Below are 18,023 nucleotides of genomic sequence, written 5' to 3'. Positions count from 1 at the left end.
CGGGTTGCGGCGCCGCGTTGGGCGAACGCCTGCGTCCACCAGAGGGTGCCGTGGACGCCCGCGGTTCGCGAGGCTTTGGGGACGCCGAGGATTTCGGGAGCGCCACGGCGAGAACGAGGGCGGATCGCGAGCGTTCACGTCACGGTAGGCCCCTGCGTGAACGCCCGCCTGCTGTGGGCGAGCAGCTCGCGCACGGCGGGGTTGTGCGTGCTCCTCCAGACCAGGGTGAGCAGGGCGGGTGCTTCGACGTCGTCGATGAGCAGGGCGGTGAGCCGGTCACGGTAGTGCGCGGCCATCGACTCGCTGAGGATGGCGACGGCGAGCCCGCGGGTGGCGAGGCCGGCGATGGCGTCGGCGGCGCTGGCCTGCAGTGCGATCACCGGTTGGAGGCCCTGCGCGGCGCAGGCCTGGTCGAACACCGTGCGCAGGCCGGTGCCCGGCGGCATGCACACGAGCGGGTGAGCGCCCAGGTCGCGCAGGGTGACCCGACGCCGCCCGGTCAGGGGATGCCCGGCGGGGACCGCCGCGACGAGCCGCTCGCTGATGATCGTCAACGCGTTCACCCCCTCCGGGGCGGCGGTCGCGGTCCCGGTGAGAGCCAGGTCGACGGCACCGGCGCGCACCTCCTCGACGAGCCGGTCGGAGTTGTCCTCCAGCAGGGAGATCTCCACGCCGGGATGCGCCCGGTGGAACGCGGCCAAGGCGTCGAACAGCGGGGTGAGGGTGCAGCCGATGACCATGCCGACGGTGAGCCGGCCCCGGATCAGGTCGGTCACCTCGCCCACCGCCTGGCCGAGGGCTCCGGCGGCGGCGAGCGCGGCGCGGGCGTGTTCGAGCGCGGCCTTTCCCGCGACGGTGAGGGTGGCGGTGCGCGCCGACCGGTCAAAGAGCTCGGCGCCGAGTTCACGTTCCAGCTGGCGGATCTGGGCGCTGACACCGGACTGGCTGATGTGCACCCGCTCGGCCGCCCGGGTGAAGTTCCGCTCCTCGGCGACCGCGACGAAGTATTCGAGCTGCCTCAGTTCCATATCCGAAAATTCTAGCTACCGGAATATCCATAAGATCAACTAGCGGCTCTTGGTCCCGTCGTCAACGCTGTCGCGCTGTGGAACTCGAAATACCCGCCGGCTGCGGTCGACCAGCTGCGCACCCAAGGCGTCCCGGTCAAGGGCGAGGGCGCCGTCCGGCTATTCCCGCTCGGCCACGCCCACCTCGACGTCCTGGGCCGCTACTCCGTCTCCTCCTGCACGCCGGCCGGACGGCCGGCTCGTACGCCGCACGCCCTGCCGGTGGACGAAGCCGGCGACCGCGGGTTGACACCGGGCAGCCGAATGCAACACTCTTTCACTAATCAAATAGTGAAAGGGTGATATTGGTTGATCGAGTTCAACCTGGATCGCGGCTCGGGGGTTTCGACGTACCTGCAGCTCGTTCACCAGGTCAAACAGGCGCTCCGGCTCGGCACGCTGCGGCCCGGCGATCAGTTGCCGACCGCCCGCGAGGTGGTCGAGAGCCTGGCCATCAACCCCAACACCGTGCTCAAGGCATACCGGGAGTTGGAGCGCGAAGGGCTGGTCGAGGGGCGGCCGGGGATGGGGACGTTCGTCCGGCAGGGCATCGCGGGCGCGACGCTCGCCGAGCACACACGGCTGCGGCGCGATCTGGAGGCGTGGGTGCGCGCGGCCCGCGCGGCCGGGCTCGATCAGGAGGACCTGCGGGCGCTGTTCACCGTGGTCCTGGCCGACGCCGCGAAGGAGGGCGTGGCATGAGTTCCGCGCTGGAGGCGACCGGGCTCGGGGTCCGTTATCGCCGCACGTGGGTGTTGCGCGACTGCTCGCTGTCCGTGCCAACGGGACGCGTGGCGGCGCTCGTCGGCCCCAACGGCGCAGGCAAGACCACACTCATGCACGCGGCCGTCGGCCTGCTGCGGCCCGCGCTGGGAAGCATCCGCGTGGCCGGCCAGGCGGCATTTGTGGCACAGGACAAGCCGCTGTACGAAAACTTCACCGTCGCCGAGATGCTCACCTTCGGCCGCCGCATGAACACCCACTGGGACGACGAGGCCGCCGCTGACCGGCTTGCCGGGCTGGGCATCCCGCTGGAACGGAAGGTGAGCAGGCTGTCGGGCGGGCAGCAGGCACAGGTGGCGGTCACGCTGGCACTGGCCGGCCGGCCCGACCTGCTCGTGCTGGACGAACCGCTGGCAAACCTCGACCCCCTCGCCCGCCACGACGTGATGCGCTCGATCATGGCTGAGGTGGCCGGGCGGGAGCTGACCGTACTGCTGTCCTCACACGTCGTCTCCGACCTGGAGGAGACGTGCGACTGGCTGGTCGTGCTGAACGGGGGCCGGCCACAGGTCAGTGGTGACACCGCGGAACTGCTCGACGGGCATCTCGTGCTCACCGGGCCGGACGATGCGTCGATGGCGGGAACGCAGGTGGTGAGCGCGAGCCGTACCGGCAGGCAGGTCAGCATGCTGGTCAGGGGCACGCCCCCGCTCGACCCCCGCTGGCAGGCGCGGCGCCCCGGGCTGGAGGAGTTCGTCATGGGCTACCTGCGCAGCCCCGAGTCGGCGGCACTGCCGAAACTGACGGGGGTGGGCGCGTGATCTGGGTGACGTGGCGCCAGCACCGGGCGCAGATCCTCGTAACGGCGGGCTTCCTGGCACTGCTGGGGGTGCTGCTGCTGGGCTCGGCCGTGGAGGCGAGCTGGTACGTGGCCGAGCACGCCCCGCCCGGCTGCCCCGGGCCCGCCCTGGCGTGCGGCGACCTGGTGGTGGCGCTCGGGCAGCGCTACGACGCGGTCTACTCGGTGTTCGGCTGGATGCCGCTGGTGGCGCCGGCGTTGATCGGGGCGTTCTGGGGCGCGCCGCTGCTCGGCCGCGAGTACGAGCGCGGCACCCACCGCCTGGCCTGGACCCAGGCCGTACCCGTGTGGCGGTGGCTGGCGGTCAAACTGTCTGCCCTGGGCGGCGCGGTCGTGGCGGGCGGGCTGCTGCTGTCGCTCATGGTGAGCCTTTGGCGGCCGGTGTTCAGGCAAGGGGTCGACTCCACATTCGGCAACATCGGCGTGTTCAACATGGTCGGGGTGGAGCCGGCGGCGTGGTGGCTGTACGCGTTCGCGCTCGGCACCGCGGCCGGCACCCTGTTCCGGCGGACGCTGCCCGCGATGGCACTGGTCGTGGCCGGGGTGACGGTGACGATGTTCACGCTGTTCCAGCTGAGCGACCACTACGCCGAGCCGGTACGTGCAGAGCTGTCCGGCACCGTGGTGCTGGACGACCACGACGCCCGGCTGGTGAGCACCGCCTGGGTGGAACCGTCGGGAAGAGAGATCGCCGAGCCGTCGGACAGCGGCTGCCCGCGCCGGGTGGACGTGGGGCAGAGCGACAAGAACGCCAGGGTGTGGCAGGCGTGCATGTTCGGCAAAGGCTACCGGTACGCGGTGTACCATCATCCGCCGTCCAGGTTCTGGCGCTTCCAATGGACCGAGGCGGGAATCCTGACGCTCGCGTCGGCGGCCCTCGGCGGCCTGGCCGTGCGCCGCACCCTCCGCCGCCCCGGTTAACAGGCCGGTTCTGTCAGCCGGCAGCGCTACTGCACAGTCGAGACTAAAACCCAGGAACAGCATTGGGCGCTAAGAATGATCTTGTGCGGAAAGTGATGCCCAGCATCGGTGCATGACCGTTTGGGGTGCGTGGTGGAGGCCGGAATCTCCTATGGCTACGGCCAGGGGCACCGCAGGCATTGATCCTGTGTCCTACCCGGAGGTTCCTGGCTCGTGGACGATGACATAGCGCACGGCGGTGCGGGGGGCCATGCGGCGGGTCTTGCCCATGACCAGCTGTCGCGGGACCTCGGCCTCGCCGAGGTGGGGGGCGACGCTGTGGCGCAGCTGGTGAGATCGAGACCGGGGTGGCCGCCCCGCAAGGAGCCGAAGTCCCGCAACCGCCGTCGGGCCACGTGAACGCTTCGGTGAGTGCCGAAGCGTCCGGCCTCTAGCCTGCCGGTCATGACATCTGACCCGCTGGTGGTGAGCGGCCACGCCCAGGTGCGGGCCGTGCTGGCCGATCCCCGGTTCACCGTCGACCCCGTACCGCGGCCGCCGTTCGCGCTGAGCGTGGCATGGTTGCGCGGTGCGGTCGGCCGCTTCGCCGAGGGATCCACACACGCCGGGCGCCGGGCCGCCGGCGAGGCGGTGCTGGCCGGGCTGGACCCCGACGCGCTACGCGCCGAGGCGGTCCGGCTCGCCTCACAGAAGACCGGCCCGCCGCCCTGTCCCCCGGAACTGGTCCCGGTGCTGGTGCTGGCCGTCGCACTGGGAGTGCCGGTCCAGGACGGGCCGTCGGCGGTGGAGGCCGTCACGGCGCTCGCCCCGGCCTACCTGCCGGGACCCGAAGAGGTGGACAGCGAGGCCGCCGATGAGGGACTGGCGCGGCTGGCGCGGCTCCTGGGCGACCCGGCTCCTGAGCGGCTGGCCGTGCTGGCGGGACTGCTCGCCCAGGCATGCGGCCCCACGGCCGGACTGGTCCGCGGCGCGCTGGCCAGGGCAGCGGCGTCCCGGCCGGTGGAGCAGACGGTGGAGCAGACGGTGGAGGAACTGCTCGACGAGACGTTGCGCCGCGATCCTCCGGTCCGGACGCTGCGGCGCAGGGCGCCCGGCGACGGGAGGGCCGTGGTGCTCGACATCGCGGCGGCCAACCGGGACCCGCGGGCCCTGTCGCACCTGGCGTTCGGCGCGGGGCCACGGGCCTGCCCCGGCAGGCGGGTGGCGCTGGCGCTGGCGGCCGGAACGGTCGAGGCGGTGGCTCGATGACGTTCGAGCGGTTCAGGGCGCTGCACCACGCGGATGAACCGTTGCTGCTGCCCTGCGCATGGGACCACGCCTCCGCGGCGGCGCTGGCACGGGCGGGGTTCGCCGCGATCGGGACGACAAGCTTGGGGGTGGCCGCCGCCGCGGGCAAACCGGACGCCGGGCGGGCGACACGGCAGGAGACGCTGGCACTGGCACGGACGATCACGGGGCTGGGGATCCCGGTGACCGTGGACATCGAGGCGGGGTTCGGCAGGACGCCCGGCCAGGTGGCCGACCTGGTGGCGCGACTGGCCGGGCTGGGGGTGGCGGGGATCAACCTCGAAGACGGGCGCGGCACCGGCCTGGCGGATGCCTCGGCGCAGGCGAAACTGATCGCCGCCGTCAAGCGACGGGTTCCCCGGGTGTTCCTCAACGCCCGGACCGACGCGTTCTGGCTGGGCCTGCCGGATGCGCGGGCCCTGGCGCTGGCCAGGGCCCGCGCCTACGCCGAGGCGGGCGCCGACGGGGTGTTCGTGCCGGGGGCGAGCACCGAGCACGACATCGAGGCGCTGGTGGCGGGAGCCGGGGTGCCGTTGAACGTGCTCGTCCGGCCCGGCGTGCCGGTGCGGCGGCTGGCCGATCTGGGCGTGGCCCGGATCAGCTACGGGTCACTGCTGTTCCGGGCGGCACTGCACGCGGCCGTCACCACGGCGCTGGGCGTGGCAGATGGCGAACCGGCCACCGCCGGCGTCCCGTCCTACGAGCAGGTCGAGGCACTGCACCGCTACCGGCCGGCATCCGGCCGGTAGCGGTGCAGGAAGCCCGCTCCAAGAGGCGTGAGCCGGTGCCCGACGGCCACGAGCCCGGCGGTGCGCAGACCGTCGGGCGCCGGATAATTCCGTTGCCCGATCGAGGGCGGAGCGGGCAGCATGGCGGCCATGCGACGCCGTGAGTACACCGATCCCACGGCGCTACGCGCCATGCAGAGCCTGGCCTCCCGCAGTTTCCCGGCGACCGGATTCCGGCACATCGGTGATCTCACCTGGAACTGGTGCCTGTCCCTCGACCGGGCCGAGAAGTGTCCGACGGCGACCTGGACGCAAGGAGAGCGGACACTGGCCTGGGGCTGGCTGGAACCACCTGACAGCCTGATGCTGCAGGTCGACCCGGACCACCCGGAACTGGCCGACGAGGTGCTCGCCTGGGCCGGGCGAACGGCCGGCGGCCCGCTGAGCGTCGAGGTCGCCGAAACCGAACCGCACCTGGTCGCGGCGCTGGAGCGACATCACTACACCCCTGTCGTCGACGGCCCGTTCATGGTGTGCCTCGGCCGCCCGCTCATCGGCCTGCAGGACGTGCCTTGCCTGCCGGACGGCTACACGATCCGAGCCCAGCGCGACCGCGCCGACGTGGCCGGCCGGGCGTCGGCGCACCGCGCCGCCTTCGGATCGACCCGGGTCACCACCGAACGCCACGCCCGGATGAGGGAGACCTGGCCTTATCGTCCCGAACTGGATCTCGTCGCGGTGTCTCCCGACGGTGACGTCGTCGCCTACTGCCAGGGCTGGTACGACGAGGTCAACGGGGTCGGCGCGTTCGAACCGGTCGGCACACATCCCGGCCACCGCCGCCTCGGCCTGGCCCGCGCCGTCTGCACCGCGGTGATGCACGCCTTCTCCGACGCCGGCGGCCGGCGCGCCATCGTCTACTCCCGCGGAGACGCCGGCTACCCCGTTCCCAAACGGCTCTACGAGTCCATGGGCTTCACCGCCTACACCCGCACCCGCACCTACCTCGGACGGCCGGCGCCCTGAGAGGCGACCTCGGATCCGGCCGAGCCCGGGTGGGTCCGCGCGGCCGTCAGCCCCGTGCGTCGGCGTCAATGTGCCGTAACGCCGCCCGCACGCTGCCGGGACCGGCCGGCAGGAGCGGCAGCCGTACCGCGGCGGTCGGGATGCGCCCCTGTGCGTGCAGGACCGCCTTGATGACGGTGGGGTTGGGTTCGGCGAACATCGCGCTCGACATGGCGGCGAGGCGGTGACCGAGCGTTCTGGCCCGGAAGGTGGCGCCGGTGTGCCATGCGTCGACCAGCTCGACGAATCGTGCCGTGGCCAGGTGCGCCGAGGCCAGAATGCCGCCGTGCGCGCCCAAGGCCAGCAGAGGCGAGACGAAGGCGTCGTCGCCGCCCAGCACCGCGAAGCCGGCCGGCGGGTCCGCCAGCAGCTCGATGGCATCGGCGTCGATCCCGCCGACGGCGTACTTGATGCCGGCCACACCGGCGAGATCGGCCAGCCGCCGGACGGTGTCGGCGGACAGGTGCTGCCCGGTCCGGTAGGGGACGTGGTAGACGACGAGCGGGACGGGGCTGGCCAGGGCCAGAGCCGCGAAGTGCGCGATGATCCCCGCCTCGCCGGGCCGCAGGAACGGCGGCACCACACTGAGCGCGGCGACCACCTCTGAGCGCCCGCGCAATGCCTGCACCGCCTCCACCGTGCCGGCGCCGACCACAAGCCGCGCTGAACGCTCACGGCACACCCGGGCGATCACATCGACGACGCCACGCTGTTCCGCGGCGGTCAACGATGCCGGTTCCGCGGTGGTGCCCAGGGCCACGACACCCGACGCGCCAGCGTCCAGCACCTCGTGCGCCAGGGCTTCCAGTGCGGTGAGGGCCACGGCACCGGTGGCGTCGAACGGGGTGATCAGCGGTACGTACACACCGGTAAGCGTCATGGTCTCAGCATCCGGCAGGCCAATCAGTAAGGTCCAGTTCACATTCCTGAACAGAACCGTAAGCTGTGCTGATGCTCGATGTGCGCCGCCTACGCCTGCTGTGCGACCTTTCCCGCCTCGGCACGATCGCCGCCGTCGCGCAAGCGCACACCTACACGCCCTCGGCGGTCTCCCAGCAGCTGTCCGCATTGGAACGAGAAGCGGGCGTGGCACTGCTGGAACGCACCGGCCGGCGTGTCACCTTCACCACGGCCGGCCGGATTCTCGTACAGCACGCCGAGGTGGTCCTCACCGCTCTGGAACAGACGACGGCCGCGCTGGCCGCGCTGGCCACCGGCCTGTCCGGCCCACTGCGCATCGGCGCCTTCCCCACCGCGGTCCGTACCCTCCTCCCGGCGGCGCTGGTCGCACTGGGGCGCCGGCACCCCGAGCTCGAGCTGACGGTGACCGAGCTGGACCCGGTCACGGTGCCGGACGCCCTGCGCGAGCGGCGGCTCGACGTCGGGCTGCTGCACGACTACGACGTCGTGCCGATCGAACCGGATCCCGTTTTGGACACGGTTCCGCTGCTGGACGAAACGGTGTTCCTCGCCGTGCCCGGCACCGCACCCGCGGCCGAGGAGACCGGCTCGCTACGAGACGTGCGAGACGCCGCCTGGATCATGGCCAGCCCCGGCACCCTCTGCCACACCGTTACGCTGCACGTCTGCCGCAGCGCGGGCTTCACACCCCGGGCGCGTCACCACGCCGACGACTTCGCCGCCGTGCTCGCACTGGTCGCGGCCGAGCAAGGCGTCTCGCTGGTACCGCAGCTGGCCGCCGCGCAGCCCCCGGCCGGTGTCCGCCTCATCCCGCTGTCCATCCGCAGACGGACCCACATCGCCTACCGGCAAGGCGCCGCCACCCACCCGGCCATAGCCGCGTTCGTATCCGCGATCCGCGCCTCCACCGGCGCCTTCCTCGGCCGCTGAACACACCGGGTCCGTCCTGGCTGTCAGCCGGCCTTGATCTCAAAGAGAGGCCGGCCATCCGGGACGAGGAACATCCGTGCGCCGGAGAGCCTGGGCGGCCGGTATGCGACGACCGGGATGACGCAGCCGTTCGCGCCGACGCAGTCGCTGGGGCCGGCCGCGCCGACCTGCCGCACGCTGGGCCTCGACCTCAGCCGTTGACGTGCGCTCTCAGCCGCCACGCACTCACAGCGCCGCCAGGGCGCGGCCGACCAGGACTTCGGCGAGGTGGACGCGGTAGGACGCGCTCGCGGCCGCGTTGTCCGGCGGTTCGCAGCCCCGCGCCGCGAGTCGCGCCGCCTCAGCGGAGGGCGTGCCCGCCGCCAGCGCCTCCTCCACCGCTGTCGCCCGCACCGGCGTCGGCCCCATGCCGATCAGCGCGACCGCCACGCCGCCAGGCCGCGCCTGGGCGGCGACCCCGACCACGGCCCAGTCCAGGGCGCGGCGGCTGAACTTCTCGAACGCGTACGACCGGCCCGTGGCGGCCGGCAGCCGGATCTCGGTGAGCATCTCGCCCGCGGCCAGCGCGCTCCGGCAGCGGCCGGTGAAGAACTCCCGCGCCGGGATCTCCCGCTCCCCCGCCGGGCCGCGGGCCACCAGCACGCCGTCCAGGGCGAGCACCGCGGCGGCCAGGTCGGCGGCCGGGTCCGCGTTCGCCAGCGAGCCGCCGATCGTGCCCCTGTTGCGCACCTGCTGATCACCGATCCGGGCCGCGGCGGCGGCCAGCAGCGGCACGTGCTCAGCCACCAGCGGGTCGCGTTCCAGCGTCCGATGGCGGGTGAGCGCGCCGACCGCGATCCGGTCGCCGTCCGCCCTGACGTACGCCAGTTCGCCGAGCCTGCCGATGTCGATCAGGACGCCCGGCTCGGCCCGCCGCAGCTTCATCGCCGGTAGCAGCGAGTGGCCGCCCGCCAGCAGCCTGGCGGCGCCACCGTGCCGGGAGAGCTCGTCGAGCGCCTCCTGGACGGAGCCCGCGCGCACGTAGGAGAAGGCCGCCGGGATCATCGCGCGCCTCCGTTCGCTGCCGCCCACTGGACCGACTCGACGATCATCTGGTAGCCGGTGCACCGGCACATGTTGCCCTTCAGCCCGTTGCGGATCTCCTGCTCCGAAGGGTCGGGCCGCTCGGTGAGCAGCGCGGTGGCGGCCATGACCATGCCGGGCGTGCAGAACCCGCACTGCAGGCCGTGACACTGCCGGAAGCCCTCCTGTACGGGCGACAGCCCGTCCTGCCCGGCCAGGCCCTCGATCGTGGTGACCGCGCAGCCGTCGGCCTGCGCGGTCAGGACGGTACAGGACTTCACCGCCATGCCGTCGAGCAGGACCGTGCAGGCGCCGCAGCTGGAGGTGTCGCAGCCGACGTGCGTGCCGGTCAGCGAAAGCACGTCGCGCAGGAAGTGGACGAGCAGCAGCCGCGGCTCGACCTCCCGGGTGTGCGGCTGCCCGTTGACAGTGATCTCAACTCGCATCGTGCATGACCTTCCAGACTCGTTCCGGCGTGCAGGGCATCTCCACGTCGCGCACGCCGAGGTGGGCGAGCGCGTCCACCACGGCGTTCACCACGGCCTGCGGCGCGGCCGTCGCGCCCGCCTCGCCGAGCCCCTTGGCGCCGAGCGGGTTGAAGCTGGACTTCGTCTCGATGTGGTGGGTCTCGTACGGGGGCAGGTCGAGCGCCCCCGGCACCATGTAGTCCTCCAGGGAGGCGGCGAGCGGTCGGCCGTCGGCGTCGAAGGCGACCTTCTCGTACAGCGCCTGCGCGATGCCCTGAGCCACCCCGCCGTGGATCTGCCCGCGTGCCGTCATCGGGTTGATGACGGTGCCGCAGTCGTCCACGCAGACATAGCGCAGGATCCGCACCTGCCCGGTGTCCCGGTCGATCTCCACCACGCAGCCGTGCGCGCCGCTGGGGTAGCTGAGGTTCTTCGGCTCGAAGTACGAGGTGTTCTCCAGGCCGAGCGCGGCGCCCTCGGGCAGCAGGTGTGGCTTGAAGGCGCGTTCGGCCACCTCGGCCAGGGACACCGTCGCGTCGGGCATGCCCTTGACCTGGTAGCCGTCTCCGGTGCGCACCAGGTCGTCCGCGTCGACCTCCAGCATGTGCGCCGCGATGCGCCTGGCCTGGTCGGCCACCTCCACCGCGGCCTGTCGCACGGCGTTGCCCGCGACCGGCATCCCGCGGCTGCCCATGGTGCCGGTGCCCTCCTGTACGACCGCGGTGTCGCCGTACAGCACGCTGATGGCCTCGAAGGGCACGCCCAGCTGGTCGGCGGCGATCTGGGACAGCGCGGTCTGGTGACCCTGCCCGTGCGGAGCGGTGCCGACCAGGACGATCACCGAGCCGTCCGGCTGCATCCGGACGTTGGCCGACTCCCAGCCGCCGAGGTAGCCGAACTGCTCGAACAGCGGGGTGGGCCCGAAGCCGCCCATCTCCACGAACGTCGACAGCCCGACGCCGAGCAGGGGCGCGCGGGTGTCCGCGAGCCGCCGCGCCTGCTCCTCGCGCAGCCCGGCGTAGTCCAGCTCATCCAGCAGCAGGTCGAGCGCGGCCGGGTAGTCGGCCTCGTCGTACACGATCCCCTCGAACGGGGTCTGGTACGGCATCTCGCCCGGCTGGATCAGGTTCGCCTTCCTGACATCGGCGGGGTCCCTGCCGAGCTCACGGGCGACGAGGTCGATGACACGCTCGATCAGGAAGCTCGCCTCGGGCCGTCCCGCTCCCCGGTAGGAGGCGGTAGGCGTGGTATTCGTAACGACGCTCCGATAGCGGGCCGCGATCTTCGGTATCCGGTAGCAGCCGCCGAGCATGTACGAGGTGAGCGTGGCAAGCCCGATGCCCACCGGGTCCGGCACGCCGCCGATGTTGACGGTGAGCGTCACGTCCAGGGCCAGGATCCGGCCCTCGCCGTCGAAGCCCACCTCGATGTCCTGCTGCTGGTCGCGGCCGTGGTAGGTGTGCACCATGTGCTCGCTGCGGGTCTCGACGAACTTGACCGGCCGGCAGAGCCTGCGCGACAGCTCGGGGACGAGGAACAGCTCGGGCATGAACGAGGACTTCACCCCGAAGGCGCCGCCGACGTCGGGCGCGACCACGCGGACCAGGTGTCTGGCGAGCCCGAACCGCTCGGCGATCTCCGCCCGTACCCGGTGCGGCGCCTGCACCGTGGCCCACACGGTGGGCCCGGCCCCGGTCCAGTCCGCGAGTACCCCGTACGGTTCCATCGGCGCGCCGGCGCAGCGCTGGTTGACCAGGCGGGCGCGCAGGCGGTGCGAGGCGGCGGCCAGGCCGGCCGCCACGTCGTCCGCCACCTCGTCCGATGTCACCTGCTGTTCCAGGGCCAGGTTGCCGGGCAGCGGCGCGTAGATGGGCACGGCGTCCGGCGCGAGCGCGTCCGTCACCGTGGCCATCACCGCCAGCGGCTCGTACTCCACCCGCACGGCGCGCGCCGCGTCCGCGGCGGTGTACCGGTCGGCCGCGACCACCACGGCCACCGGCTCGCCGACGTAGTGGACCTTCTCGCCGGCCAGGTAGCCGCGTTCCAGTCCGGGGACCGAGGGTCTGGGCGGAAGTCCGGCGAAGTCCCGCGCGGTCCACACGCCGAGCACGCCGGGCAGTGCCCGGGCGGCCTCCGCGTCGATGCCGGTGATGAGCGCGTGGGCCTCGGTGCTGTGCACGTAGACCATGTGGAGCAGTCCGGGACGATGGATGTCGTCCACGAACGTGCCGCGCCCGGTCAGCAGCGCGGCGTCCTCCTTGCGCGGTAGTGCCGAGCCGACCATCGTCACAGGCCACCTCCATTGGTGCCAGGCGCGCGTCGTTAGACGTATAGCGACTTATCTTGTCCGGTGCGCGGCTGCCACGGCAAGACCCCGGCGTGATCTCAAGCGGTCGATCTGATAACGGGTGGACACCGGCACCTCGGCGCCGCCCAGGCGGGTGGCGGCGCTGTGGCGCGGCTGGTGCAGGTCGAGTCCGGCGTACTTGTCGAGTCGGCACCCTCGGCCGCCGCGGAGGGTGCCGAACGGCACGGGCTCGGCGGGCGGTGCTGGCCGCGCCCGCGGCGGGTATGGCCGCGGCCACCTGGCTGCTGCGCTTCTTCACGCCGGCCTCGCCGCTGGAAGGGCTGGGCGTGTGCGCGTTCCGGGGGGCGGGTGCGGTCCTCGCCCCGGGTACCGTGAAAAACCATATCGCGGCCATCCCGCGCAAGACCGGCAGCAGAAACCGCGTCGCCATTGCGGCCTGGGCATGGGCGACCGGCAGAGCCGAGCCCTGATCGCGGACCAGGCCTGCACGCGGACGCCCGCACCGATCGAGCCGATGCCGACGTCATAGCGCCGATCCGTCAGGCGCCGGCCAGGTCCGGGCGATCCTCAAGGCCGTCTCGGCCGCGGGACTCCAGCCTGCGGACATTGACCGTGTCAACTGCCACGTGACGTCCACCGTCGTGGGCGACGTAGGCGAAGCAGTCGCCATCCGGCGGGCGCTCGGAAACGATGAAGCCTCAGCGCACGATCCGACACGGATGCTCCTCGCCCCCCGGACCGGCCGAGGGCCCCGGCGCGCCGGGGTTCGTGGCCGGCCCGGCCTGCGGCGTGAGCTCCGGACGCTTGGCCGTGCGGCCGTCGCCCGAGGAGCGGCCGCGGAGGCGGCGGCCGATCCACGGGCCCGCGAACGTGGCGAACCAGCGCAGTTCGGCCGCCGCCACCCGCCACGCCGCCGCCGGGGGCAAGGGCGGGAAGGGCAGCATCCACGTGTCGTCGCTGCCGGGCAGGCCGAGGGAGTGGGCCATGGCGGCGGCGATGCGGGCGTGGCCCGCCGGGCTCGCGTGCAGCCGGTCCGTGCCCCACATGCGCGCGTCGGTGACGAACTCCATCGCGAACGTGTCCACTACCGTGACCCCGTGGCGGGCCGCGGCGGCGCGGATGCGGGCGTTGAGGTCGAGCACCTTGGGCCGGAGCGGCCGAGCCATCGGGGCGATCTTCCCAATATCAGGAAAGGTCACGGTAACCACGTGTGCGCCAGATTCGGTCAGGGCGGCGTACATCTCTTCCAGCACCTCCGCCACAGCGGCGGGCTCGCAGCCGGGGCGGATGAGGTCGTTCATGCCCGCCATGACGGTGGCCAGGTCGGGGCGCAGCGTCAGCGCGGGGGCCAGTTGCTCCGAGCGGATCTGGCCCGCGAGCCGGCCACGAACCGCGAGGTTGGCGTACAGGAGGTCGGGGTTGGCGCGGGCCAGGTGCTCGGCGAGGCGGTCGGCCCAGCCGCGGTGGCCGTTGACGTCGTCGCCGTCGCCGAGGCCCTCGGTCTGGCTGTCGCCGAGCGCGACGTAACGCGTGTAGACGGTCATGAGGTCTCCCTTGCGGCGCGGGCCATGCGCTCGCCGAGCGTCCGCGCCGTCTCCAGGCACCAGGCACGGGTCTCGCGCTCCAGCCTGCATCCCGCCAGGCAGGACAGGTAGGGGCCGACGTGCTCGCCCTGACGCAGGAATGTCTCCTCGTCCAGCTCGCCGCGCAGGCGCAGCAGGAGCTGCTCGAAGACCTCCAGCTTGGCGGCGGCCTCCCGGGCTCGGTCGTGCAGCTGCTCGATCACCGGTGCGGGGTCGAGCAGGTCGACGGCGTGCACCTTGACGGCCAGGTCGTCGCGGATGAGCAGGGGCTTGGCCGGGGTGGCGGCGAAGGCGGCCAGCTCGCCGAGCCCGGCCTCGGTCACCTTGAACACGCGCTTGTTGGGGCGACCCCGCTGGACCACCTCCCGGCCCGTGATCAGGCCGCCGTTCTCCAGCTTGGTCAGCTCGGCGTAGAGCTGCTGCGGGGCGGCGTACCAGAAGTTGGAGACGCCGATGTCGAAGATCTTGGTGAGCTGGTATCCGCTGTATTCGCCGTCGAGCAGCGCCGCCAGCACCGCATGTCTGAGGGCCATCGGCTCAATACTCACGGATATGGGTAGTCATGGATATGACTATAAATCGATGGGCACCTCGGCGCCAGAGGGCTGCCACACAGCGCAGGGCCGGGCCCGCGCCCAGCAGGACGACCATGACAGCGGTGCCCGGCGGAGTCAGGCCCGGGACCCGGGCGGCCGGCCGGCGGCCGAGGCCCGGTCGCCACCGGCGGGTCGGGGAATCCCATGAGCAGGGATGTCCCTTCCCGATACTCCGCAGATCTCCACCCGTTCTGCTGGGTGCACGAAAGGCTTACCGTTTTTCGGCCGATATGATCATGTGGGTGCCGAAGAACCTCTTCCGCCACGCTATGGAGCTGAAGCCGACTCGGCGGAGAATCGCGGAGACCTCCTGCGGAGTCATGAAGCCGAGCGTGGATTCCTGCAGGTACGCGTACGACTGCCGATCGCGTGCGACCAGCCGGCCGAGAAGGGGAATCACGATCCGGATTCCCAGTTCCACCGGATAACGGAGCAGCCCGCGCGGCGGGCAGGTCTCCAGGATGACGACCCGGCCTCCGGGTTTGAGCACGCGGTACTGCTCTTCGAGCACGCGCTCGACACTCTCCACGTTCCACAGGAGATAGCCGTGCGTGACGGCGTCGAAGGACTCGTCGCCGAAAGGCAGTTCGTTGGCGTCCGCATACTGCCACGTGATGGCGGAGGCCCCCGGTTTCCTCGCCGCCTCCGCCGGCATTCGCTCCGAGAAATCGACGGCGTGGACGGTCGAGTCCGGATATCTCTCCAGTGCGGCAAGCGCGATCACACCGGTTCCGGTGGCGATGTCGAGCATGCTCCCGCCTGAGCAGCGGGCCTGTGAGAGACCCCGTACCGGTTCGCGTGAGGTTCAGCGCCCGGCGCTGTCGCCGGCAAGGACCAGGTGGGCGGCCCCCGCCTGCTGCTCGTCCGGCTTCCGGCGCCTGTAGTAGCAGACGGTGGCGATGGCCAGGGCGGCGCCCTAGATCCGCCAGAAGCATTCCGGCAGCCAGGCTCCCCAATCGGCCCAGGAAAATCGGTCGGCGATCTTCGACCTGATGTAGGTGATCCCGGCCACTGCTGCTCCTGCGGTTCAGCGTCAGCGCCGTCACCGCGATGATCACCGAGAAGACGGCGATCCACCAGCCGAAGCTCGGGGTCGTCCAGGCCAGGATCGACAGTTGCCCGTCGGGGTCGGGGTCCTCGGCGCCCCCGGGGAAGCCGGGCATCCCCAGCGCCCATCCGGCGCCGAGCACACCGTAGAGCAGCGCCCACAGCGCGGCCGCGTAGCCGTACCGGCCAGAAGCAAAGGATTTCATGCGTCAAGCCTCCCGGTCCGGCCGGCCGGTGGACCAGATGCCGTTCGGCACCCCCTGCGGCCGGCGGAGGTGCCCTTCGGCACTCGCCGGTCGATCACCGGATGCGCCTGTGGTCAGGGGATCCTGATGCGGGTTGTCGCCTTCGTGCCGATGGTCGTGGCCATCGACACCGACTGGTTGCCGCCAAGGGCCGTCTCATCACGGGCGTTGTCGCTGTACTCGGTATCGCCCTGCCTAACGGGTACGGGTGATGCTGCCGGCCCTGCAGGAAAGCCTTTGACGACCTCTTTACGATGAGATCATGCCTGATCTTGCGACACTCGCCCTCTTCTGCGCTGCCACACTCGCCATCCTGCTGGTGCCGGGACCCGCTGTGGTGTTCATCGTCAGCCGGAGCGTCGCGCAAGGCCGGGCAGCCGGGCTGATCTCCGCGCTCGGCGTGCACGCGGGCTCGCTGGTGCACGTGGCCGCCGCCACGCTCGGCATCAGCGCGCTGCTGGCGGCTTCCGCGACGGCGTTCACCGTGGTCAAGTACGCCGGCATCGCCTATCTCGTCTGGCTCGGGGTCCGCAAGCTCGTACGCCGGGAGGGCGGCGAGGAGATCGCGGAGATGCCGCGGCAGACGGGGCGGCGCATGTTCTGGGAAGGGTTCGTGGTCAACGTGCTCAACCCGAAGACGGCCATCTTCTTCCTGGCGTTCCTGCCGGGCTTCACCAACCCGGAGGCCGGGCCGGTCGCCACGCAGATGCTGGTGTTCGGGCTGGTCTGGGTGGTGCTGGGCATGGCCAGCGACGGCACGTACGCGATGCTCAGCTCAGCGCTGGCCGATCGCGTCCGGCGATCGGCGCGGGCCCGACGCCGGATGGACGTCGGCAGCGGGGTCGTCTACCTGGGACTGGCGGCCTGGCTCGCGGGCGAAAAGGCCTGACGGTTTGCGTAGCAGATCATAGGCGGGTCCAGCCGGCCGGATGGCAGGTATCGGCGGCGCGTCGACGCCTGGATGCGAGTAGTACCGCGCGGCCCGGAGGGACGCGGGTGAGACGCCCTTGCCCGCGCCGGCCTCCGGCATTCAACAAGAATCTTTGCGAGGAATCCCGGTCCTTCAGGGCCGGGAGGAATCGCATCCTTGGTCCCGGTGGCGCGCAGCGCTCGCGCAGACGGCGACCGGGTGCGGGCTGCGTAGTACGTCGAGGGCGCGGCCTGCAGAACCTGGCAGATCGGCTCGACACCCCACTGGGCGCGGTGAGCGTCGATGAAGGCGTTCATCTGGGCGGTCGAGGGTCGAGTTCCCTCGCGAAAAAAGCCGACGCCGCCTTGAGGATCTCGTTGGCGCGGCGCAGCTCACGGACCTCACGCTCCAGCTCGGCGATCCGCTTGGCCTCATCGGTGCTGGTCCCGGGCCGCTGACCGCCGTCGATCTCGGCCTGCCTGACCCAGTTGCGCAGCGATTCCGACCCGATGCCCAACTGCCGGGCAACACGGGTGATGACACCGAACGACTCCCCGGACTGCTCGGTGGACTCCCGCACCATCCGAACCGCCCGTTCTTTCGACTCCGGCGGATACCGACGCTGGGCGGGGTGCGATGAACCAGATCGACCTGACATGGGCTTCATCCTTTCCAACCGATGAAGTGATGTACTCCAGCAATCCCGGCGCGGTTCAGAGTCGGCTGATCTGTTCCCGACAAGGCGGCTCTCCTTGCTGCCCGCTCGGCCGCTATCGCGTCGTACGGATCCGGACCCAGCCGCGCCCATAACGCATGATCTCTCCGGCGGCCTCCCGTTCTCGTTCCTCCTCGATGAGCCACACGGGCTTGATCCTCTCCGGGGGGCCGACCCCGCGCCGCCAGATCACGATGATTCCCGGCACGAGTCCCGAGACGAACAGTCCGAGCGCCAGCGGCAGGAGACGATCGTTCCCGCTGCCGTCGATCTGGACGACGATGGCGCTGAGCCCCCACAGCCCGGTCGCGGCCGCGCCGGGAAGCTGGACGAAGAGCGCGGTCCCGTCAGCGGCCTGACCCGATCCGCCGAGGTAGGCGTCGACGAGCCTGCGGCGGCGCCTGGCGAAGAAGGAATCCAGGGAGGTACGGGTCGGCCATCTCTTCACGATGAACGCCTGACCCGCGAACTGCGCGAGAGACAGGCCGACCAGCAGGACGATGACGACCAGGAAGCCGATCCCCTCGGCGTCAGGGAGTAGCGCGGCTCGACTCATCGCGTCTCCATGACCCCCACGTTACGGAGCGGC

General features: G+C 71.5%; 19 protein-coding genes, 3 pseudogenes and 1 other annotated feature. Of the genes and pseudogenes, 12 read left to right on the top strand and 10 right to left on the bottom strand.

The annotated features are described in order from the left end of the window. Window positions 1–134: 134 nt before the first annotated feature. Window positions 135–1,028 (bottom strand): LysR family transcriptional regulator, encoded by an 894-nt coding sequence (locus AB0K21_RS21435; RefSeq protein WP_364152237.1) that lies wholly within the window; start codon window positions 1,026–1,028, stop codon window positions 135–137. Window positions 1,029–1,076: 48 nt separating this feature from the next. Between AB0K21_RS21435 and AB0K21_RS21430 the strand changes: the two are divergent. The 7 genes and pseudogenes from AB0K21_RS21430 to AB0K21_RS21400 form a co-directional block, all read left to right on the top strand. Then, window positions 1,077–1,370, top strand: a pseudogene (locus AB0K21_RS21430) (Tn3 family transposase); the annotation flags it as partial. Between the two features lie 6 nt (window positions 1,371–1,376). After that, window positions 1,377–1,769: a GntR family transcriptional regulator gene (locus AB0K21_RS21425; protein ID WP_364152234.1), complete on the top strand. Its 393-nt coding sequence runs from the start codon at window positions 1,377–1,379 to the stop codon at window positions 1,767–1,769. Next, window positions 1,766–2,611 carry an ABC transporter ATP-binding protein gene (locus AB0K21_RS21420; RefSeq protein ID WP_364152231.1) on the top strand — a complete coding sequence of 282 codons (846 nt, stop codon included), beginning with the start codon at window positions 1,766–1,768 and terminating at the stop codon, window positions 2,609–2,611. Before AB0K21_RS21425 ends, AB0K21_RS21420 begins: the two co-directional genes overlap by 4 nt. Next, a complete protein-coding gene (locus tag AB0K21_RS21415; RefSeq protein WP_364152228.1) occupies window positions 2,608–3,570 on the top strand; it encodes a hypothetical protein in 963 nt (320 codons plus the stop codon). Before AB0K21_RS21420 ends, AB0K21_RS21415 begins: the two co-directional genes overlap by 4 nt. 444 nt (window positions 3,571–4,014) lie before the next feature. Further along, window positions 4,015–4,818 carry a cytochrome P450 gene (locus tag AB0K21_RS21410; RefSeq protein WP_364152225.1) on the top strand — a complete coding sequence of 268 codons (804 nt, stop codon included), beginning with the start codon at window positions 4,015–4,017 and terminating at the stop codon, window positions 4,816–4,818. Further along, entirely contained in the window at window positions 4,815–5,606 is a 792-nt protein-coding gene (locus AB0K21_RS21405) for an isocitrate lyase/phosphoenolpyruvate mutase family protein (protein WP_364152222.1), read from the top strand. Before AB0K21_RS21410 ends, AB0K21_RS21405 begins: the two co-directional genes overlap by 4 nt. A gap of 129 nt (window positions 5,607–5,735) precedes the next feature. Continuing rightward, entirely contained in the window at window positions 5,736–6,611 is an 876-nt protein-coding gene (locus AB0K21_RS21400; RefSeq protein ID WP_364152219.1) for a GNAT family N-acetyltransferase, read from the top strand. 46 nt (window positions 6,612–6,657) lie between these two features. Here AB0K21_RS21400 and AB0K21_RS21395 read toward each other — a convergent pair whose 3' ends face one another. Beyond that, the gene (locus AB0K21_RS21395) at window positions 6,658–7,530 is read right to left on the bottom strand and encodes a dihydrodipicolinate synthase family protein (protein ID WP_364152216.1); all 873 of its coding nucleotides are present in this window, start codon (window positions 7,528–7,530) and stop codon (window positions 6,658–6,660) included. Window positions 7,531–7,601: 71 nt separating this feature from the next. Between AB0K21_RS21395 and AB0K21_RS21390 the strand changes: the two genes are divergently transcribed. After that, window positions 7,602–8,501 (top strand): LysR family transcriptional regulator, encoded by a 900-nt coding sequence (locus AB0K21_RS21390; protein ID WP_364152213.1) that lies wholly within the window; start codon window positions 7,602–7,604, stop codon window positions 8,499–8,501. A gap of 225 nt (window positions 8,502–8,726) precedes the next feature. Here AB0K21_RS21390 and AB0K21_RS21385 read toward each other — a convergent pair whose 3' ends face one another. From AB0K21_RS21385 to AB0K21_RS21375, 3 genes are read right to left on the bottom strand one after another with little or no spacing between them, the layout of a single operon-like run. Further along, window positions 8,727–9,545, bottom strand: coding sequence for an FAD binding domain-containing protein (locus tag AB0K21_RS21385; protein WP_364152210.1), 819 nt, complete (start codon window positions 9,543–9,545; stop codon window positions 8,727–8,729). Then, entirely contained in the window at window positions 9,542–10,009 is a 468-nt protein-coding gene (locus AB0K21_RS21380) for a (2Fe-2S)-binding protein (RefSeq protein ID WP_343971277.1), read from the bottom strand. The genes AB0K21_RS21385 and AB0K21_RS21380 overlap by 4 nt, the downstream gene beginning before the upstream one ends. Beyond that, window positions 9,999–12,314 (bottom strand): xanthine dehydrogenase family protein molybdopterin-binding subunit, encoded by a 2,316-nt coding sequence (locus AB0K21_RS21375; RefSeq protein WP_343971385.1) that lies wholly within the window; start codon window positions 12,312–12,314, stop codon window positions 9,999–10,001. The genes AB0K21_RS21380 and AB0K21_RS21375 overlap by 11 nt, the downstream gene beginning before the upstream one ends. Window positions 12,315–12,601: 287 nt before the next feature. Between AB0K21_RS21375 and AB0K21_RS21370 the strand changes: the two genes are divergently transcribed. Both AB0K21_RS21370 and AB0K21_RS21365 read left to right on the top strand, forming a co-directional pair. Continuing rightward, complete coding sequence (locus AB0K21_RS21370; protein ID WP_343971273.1) at window positions 12,602–12,808, top strand: hypothetical protein; 207 nt, start codon at window positions 12,602–12,604, stop codon at window positions 12,806–12,808. A 69-nt stretch (window positions 12,809–12,877) separates the two neighbouring features. Further along, a pseudogene (locus AB0K21_RS21365) lies at window positions 12,878–13,024 on the top strand (beta-ketoacyl-ACP synthase); the annotation flags it as partial. Window positions 13,025–13,036: 12 nt separating this feature from the next. Here AB0K21_RS21365 and AB0K21_RS21360 read toward each other — a convergent pair. The 3 genes and pseudogenes from AB0K21_RS21360 to AB0K21_RS21350 all read right to left on the bottom strand — a co-directional run. After that, the gene (locus tag AB0K21_RS21360) at window positions 13,037–13,882 is read right to left on the bottom strand and encodes an SGNH/GDSL hydrolase family protein (protein WP_364152206.1); all 846 of its coding nucleotides are present in this window, start codon (window positions 13,880–13,882) and stop codon (window positions 13,037–13,039) included. After that, the gene (locus AB0K21_RS21355) at window positions 13,879–14,454 is read right to left on the bottom strand and encodes a PadR family transcriptional regulator (RefSeq protein ID WP_343971268.1); all 576 of its coding nucleotides are present in this window, start codon (window positions 14,452–14,454) and stop codon (window positions 13,879–13,881) included. The genes AB0K21_RS21360 and AB0K21_RS21355 overlap by 4 nt, the downstream gene beginning before the upstream one ends. Window positions 14,455–14,728: 274 nt before the next feature. Beyond that, window positions 14,729–15,277: pseudogene (locus AB0K21_RS21350) on the bottom strand (class I SAM-dependent methyltransferase); the annotation flags it as partial. Window positions 15,278–15,567: 290 nt separating this feature from the next. On the opposite strand from AB0K21_RS21350, the gene AB0K21_RS21345 reads away from it, so the two are divergent. Both AB0K21_RS21345 and AB0K21_RS21340 read left to right on the top strand, forming a co-directional pair. After that, the gene (locus AB0K21_RS21345) at window positions 15,568–15,714 is read left to right on the top strand and encodes a hypothetical protein (RefSeq protein ID WP_364152203.1); all 147 of its coding nucleotides are present in this window, start codon (window positions 15,568–15,570) and stop codon (window positions 15,712–15,714) included. A gap of 357 nt (window positions 15,715–16,071) precedes the next feature. Further along, window positions 16,072–16,698, top strand: a complete 627-nt coding sequence (locus AB0K21_RS21340) for a LysE family translocator (protein WP_343971262.1) — start codon at window positions 16,072–16,074, stop codon at window positions 16,696–16,698. A 263-nt stretch (window positions 16,699–16,961) separates the two neighbouring features. Further along, window positions 16,962–17,075: a sequence feature (AL1L pseudoknot), on the bottom strand. Here the strand turns inward: AB0K21_RS21340 and AB0K21_RS21335 are convergent. Both AB0K21_RS21335 and AB0K21_RS21330 read right to left on the bottom strand, forming a co-directional pair. Further along, window positions 17,033–17,377, bottom strand: coding sequence for a transposase (locus AB0K21_RS21335; RefSeq protein WP_364152200.1), 345 nt, complete (start codon window positions 17,375–17,377; stop codon window positions 17,033–17,035). It overlaps the preceding feature by 43 nt. Before the next feature lie 112 nt (window positions 17,378–17,489). Then, window positions 17,490–17,990: a hypothetical protein gene (locus AB0K21_RS21330; RefSeq protein WP_343971254.1), complete on the bottom strand. Its 501-nt coding sequence runs from the start codon at window positions 17,988–17,990 to the stop codon at window positions 17,490–17,492. Window positions 17,991–18,023 lie beyond the last annotated feature (33 nt).

It is taken from the genome of Streptosporangium sp. NPDC049248 (assembly GCF_040678965.1).
Lineage (GTDB): Bacteria > Actinomycetota > Actinomycetes > Streptosporangiales > Streptosporangiaceae > Streptosporangium > Streptosporangium fukuiense.
The sequence above is the reverse complement of the archived record's forward strand: the minus strand, read 5'-3'. Positions and strand labels throughout refer to the sequence as shown.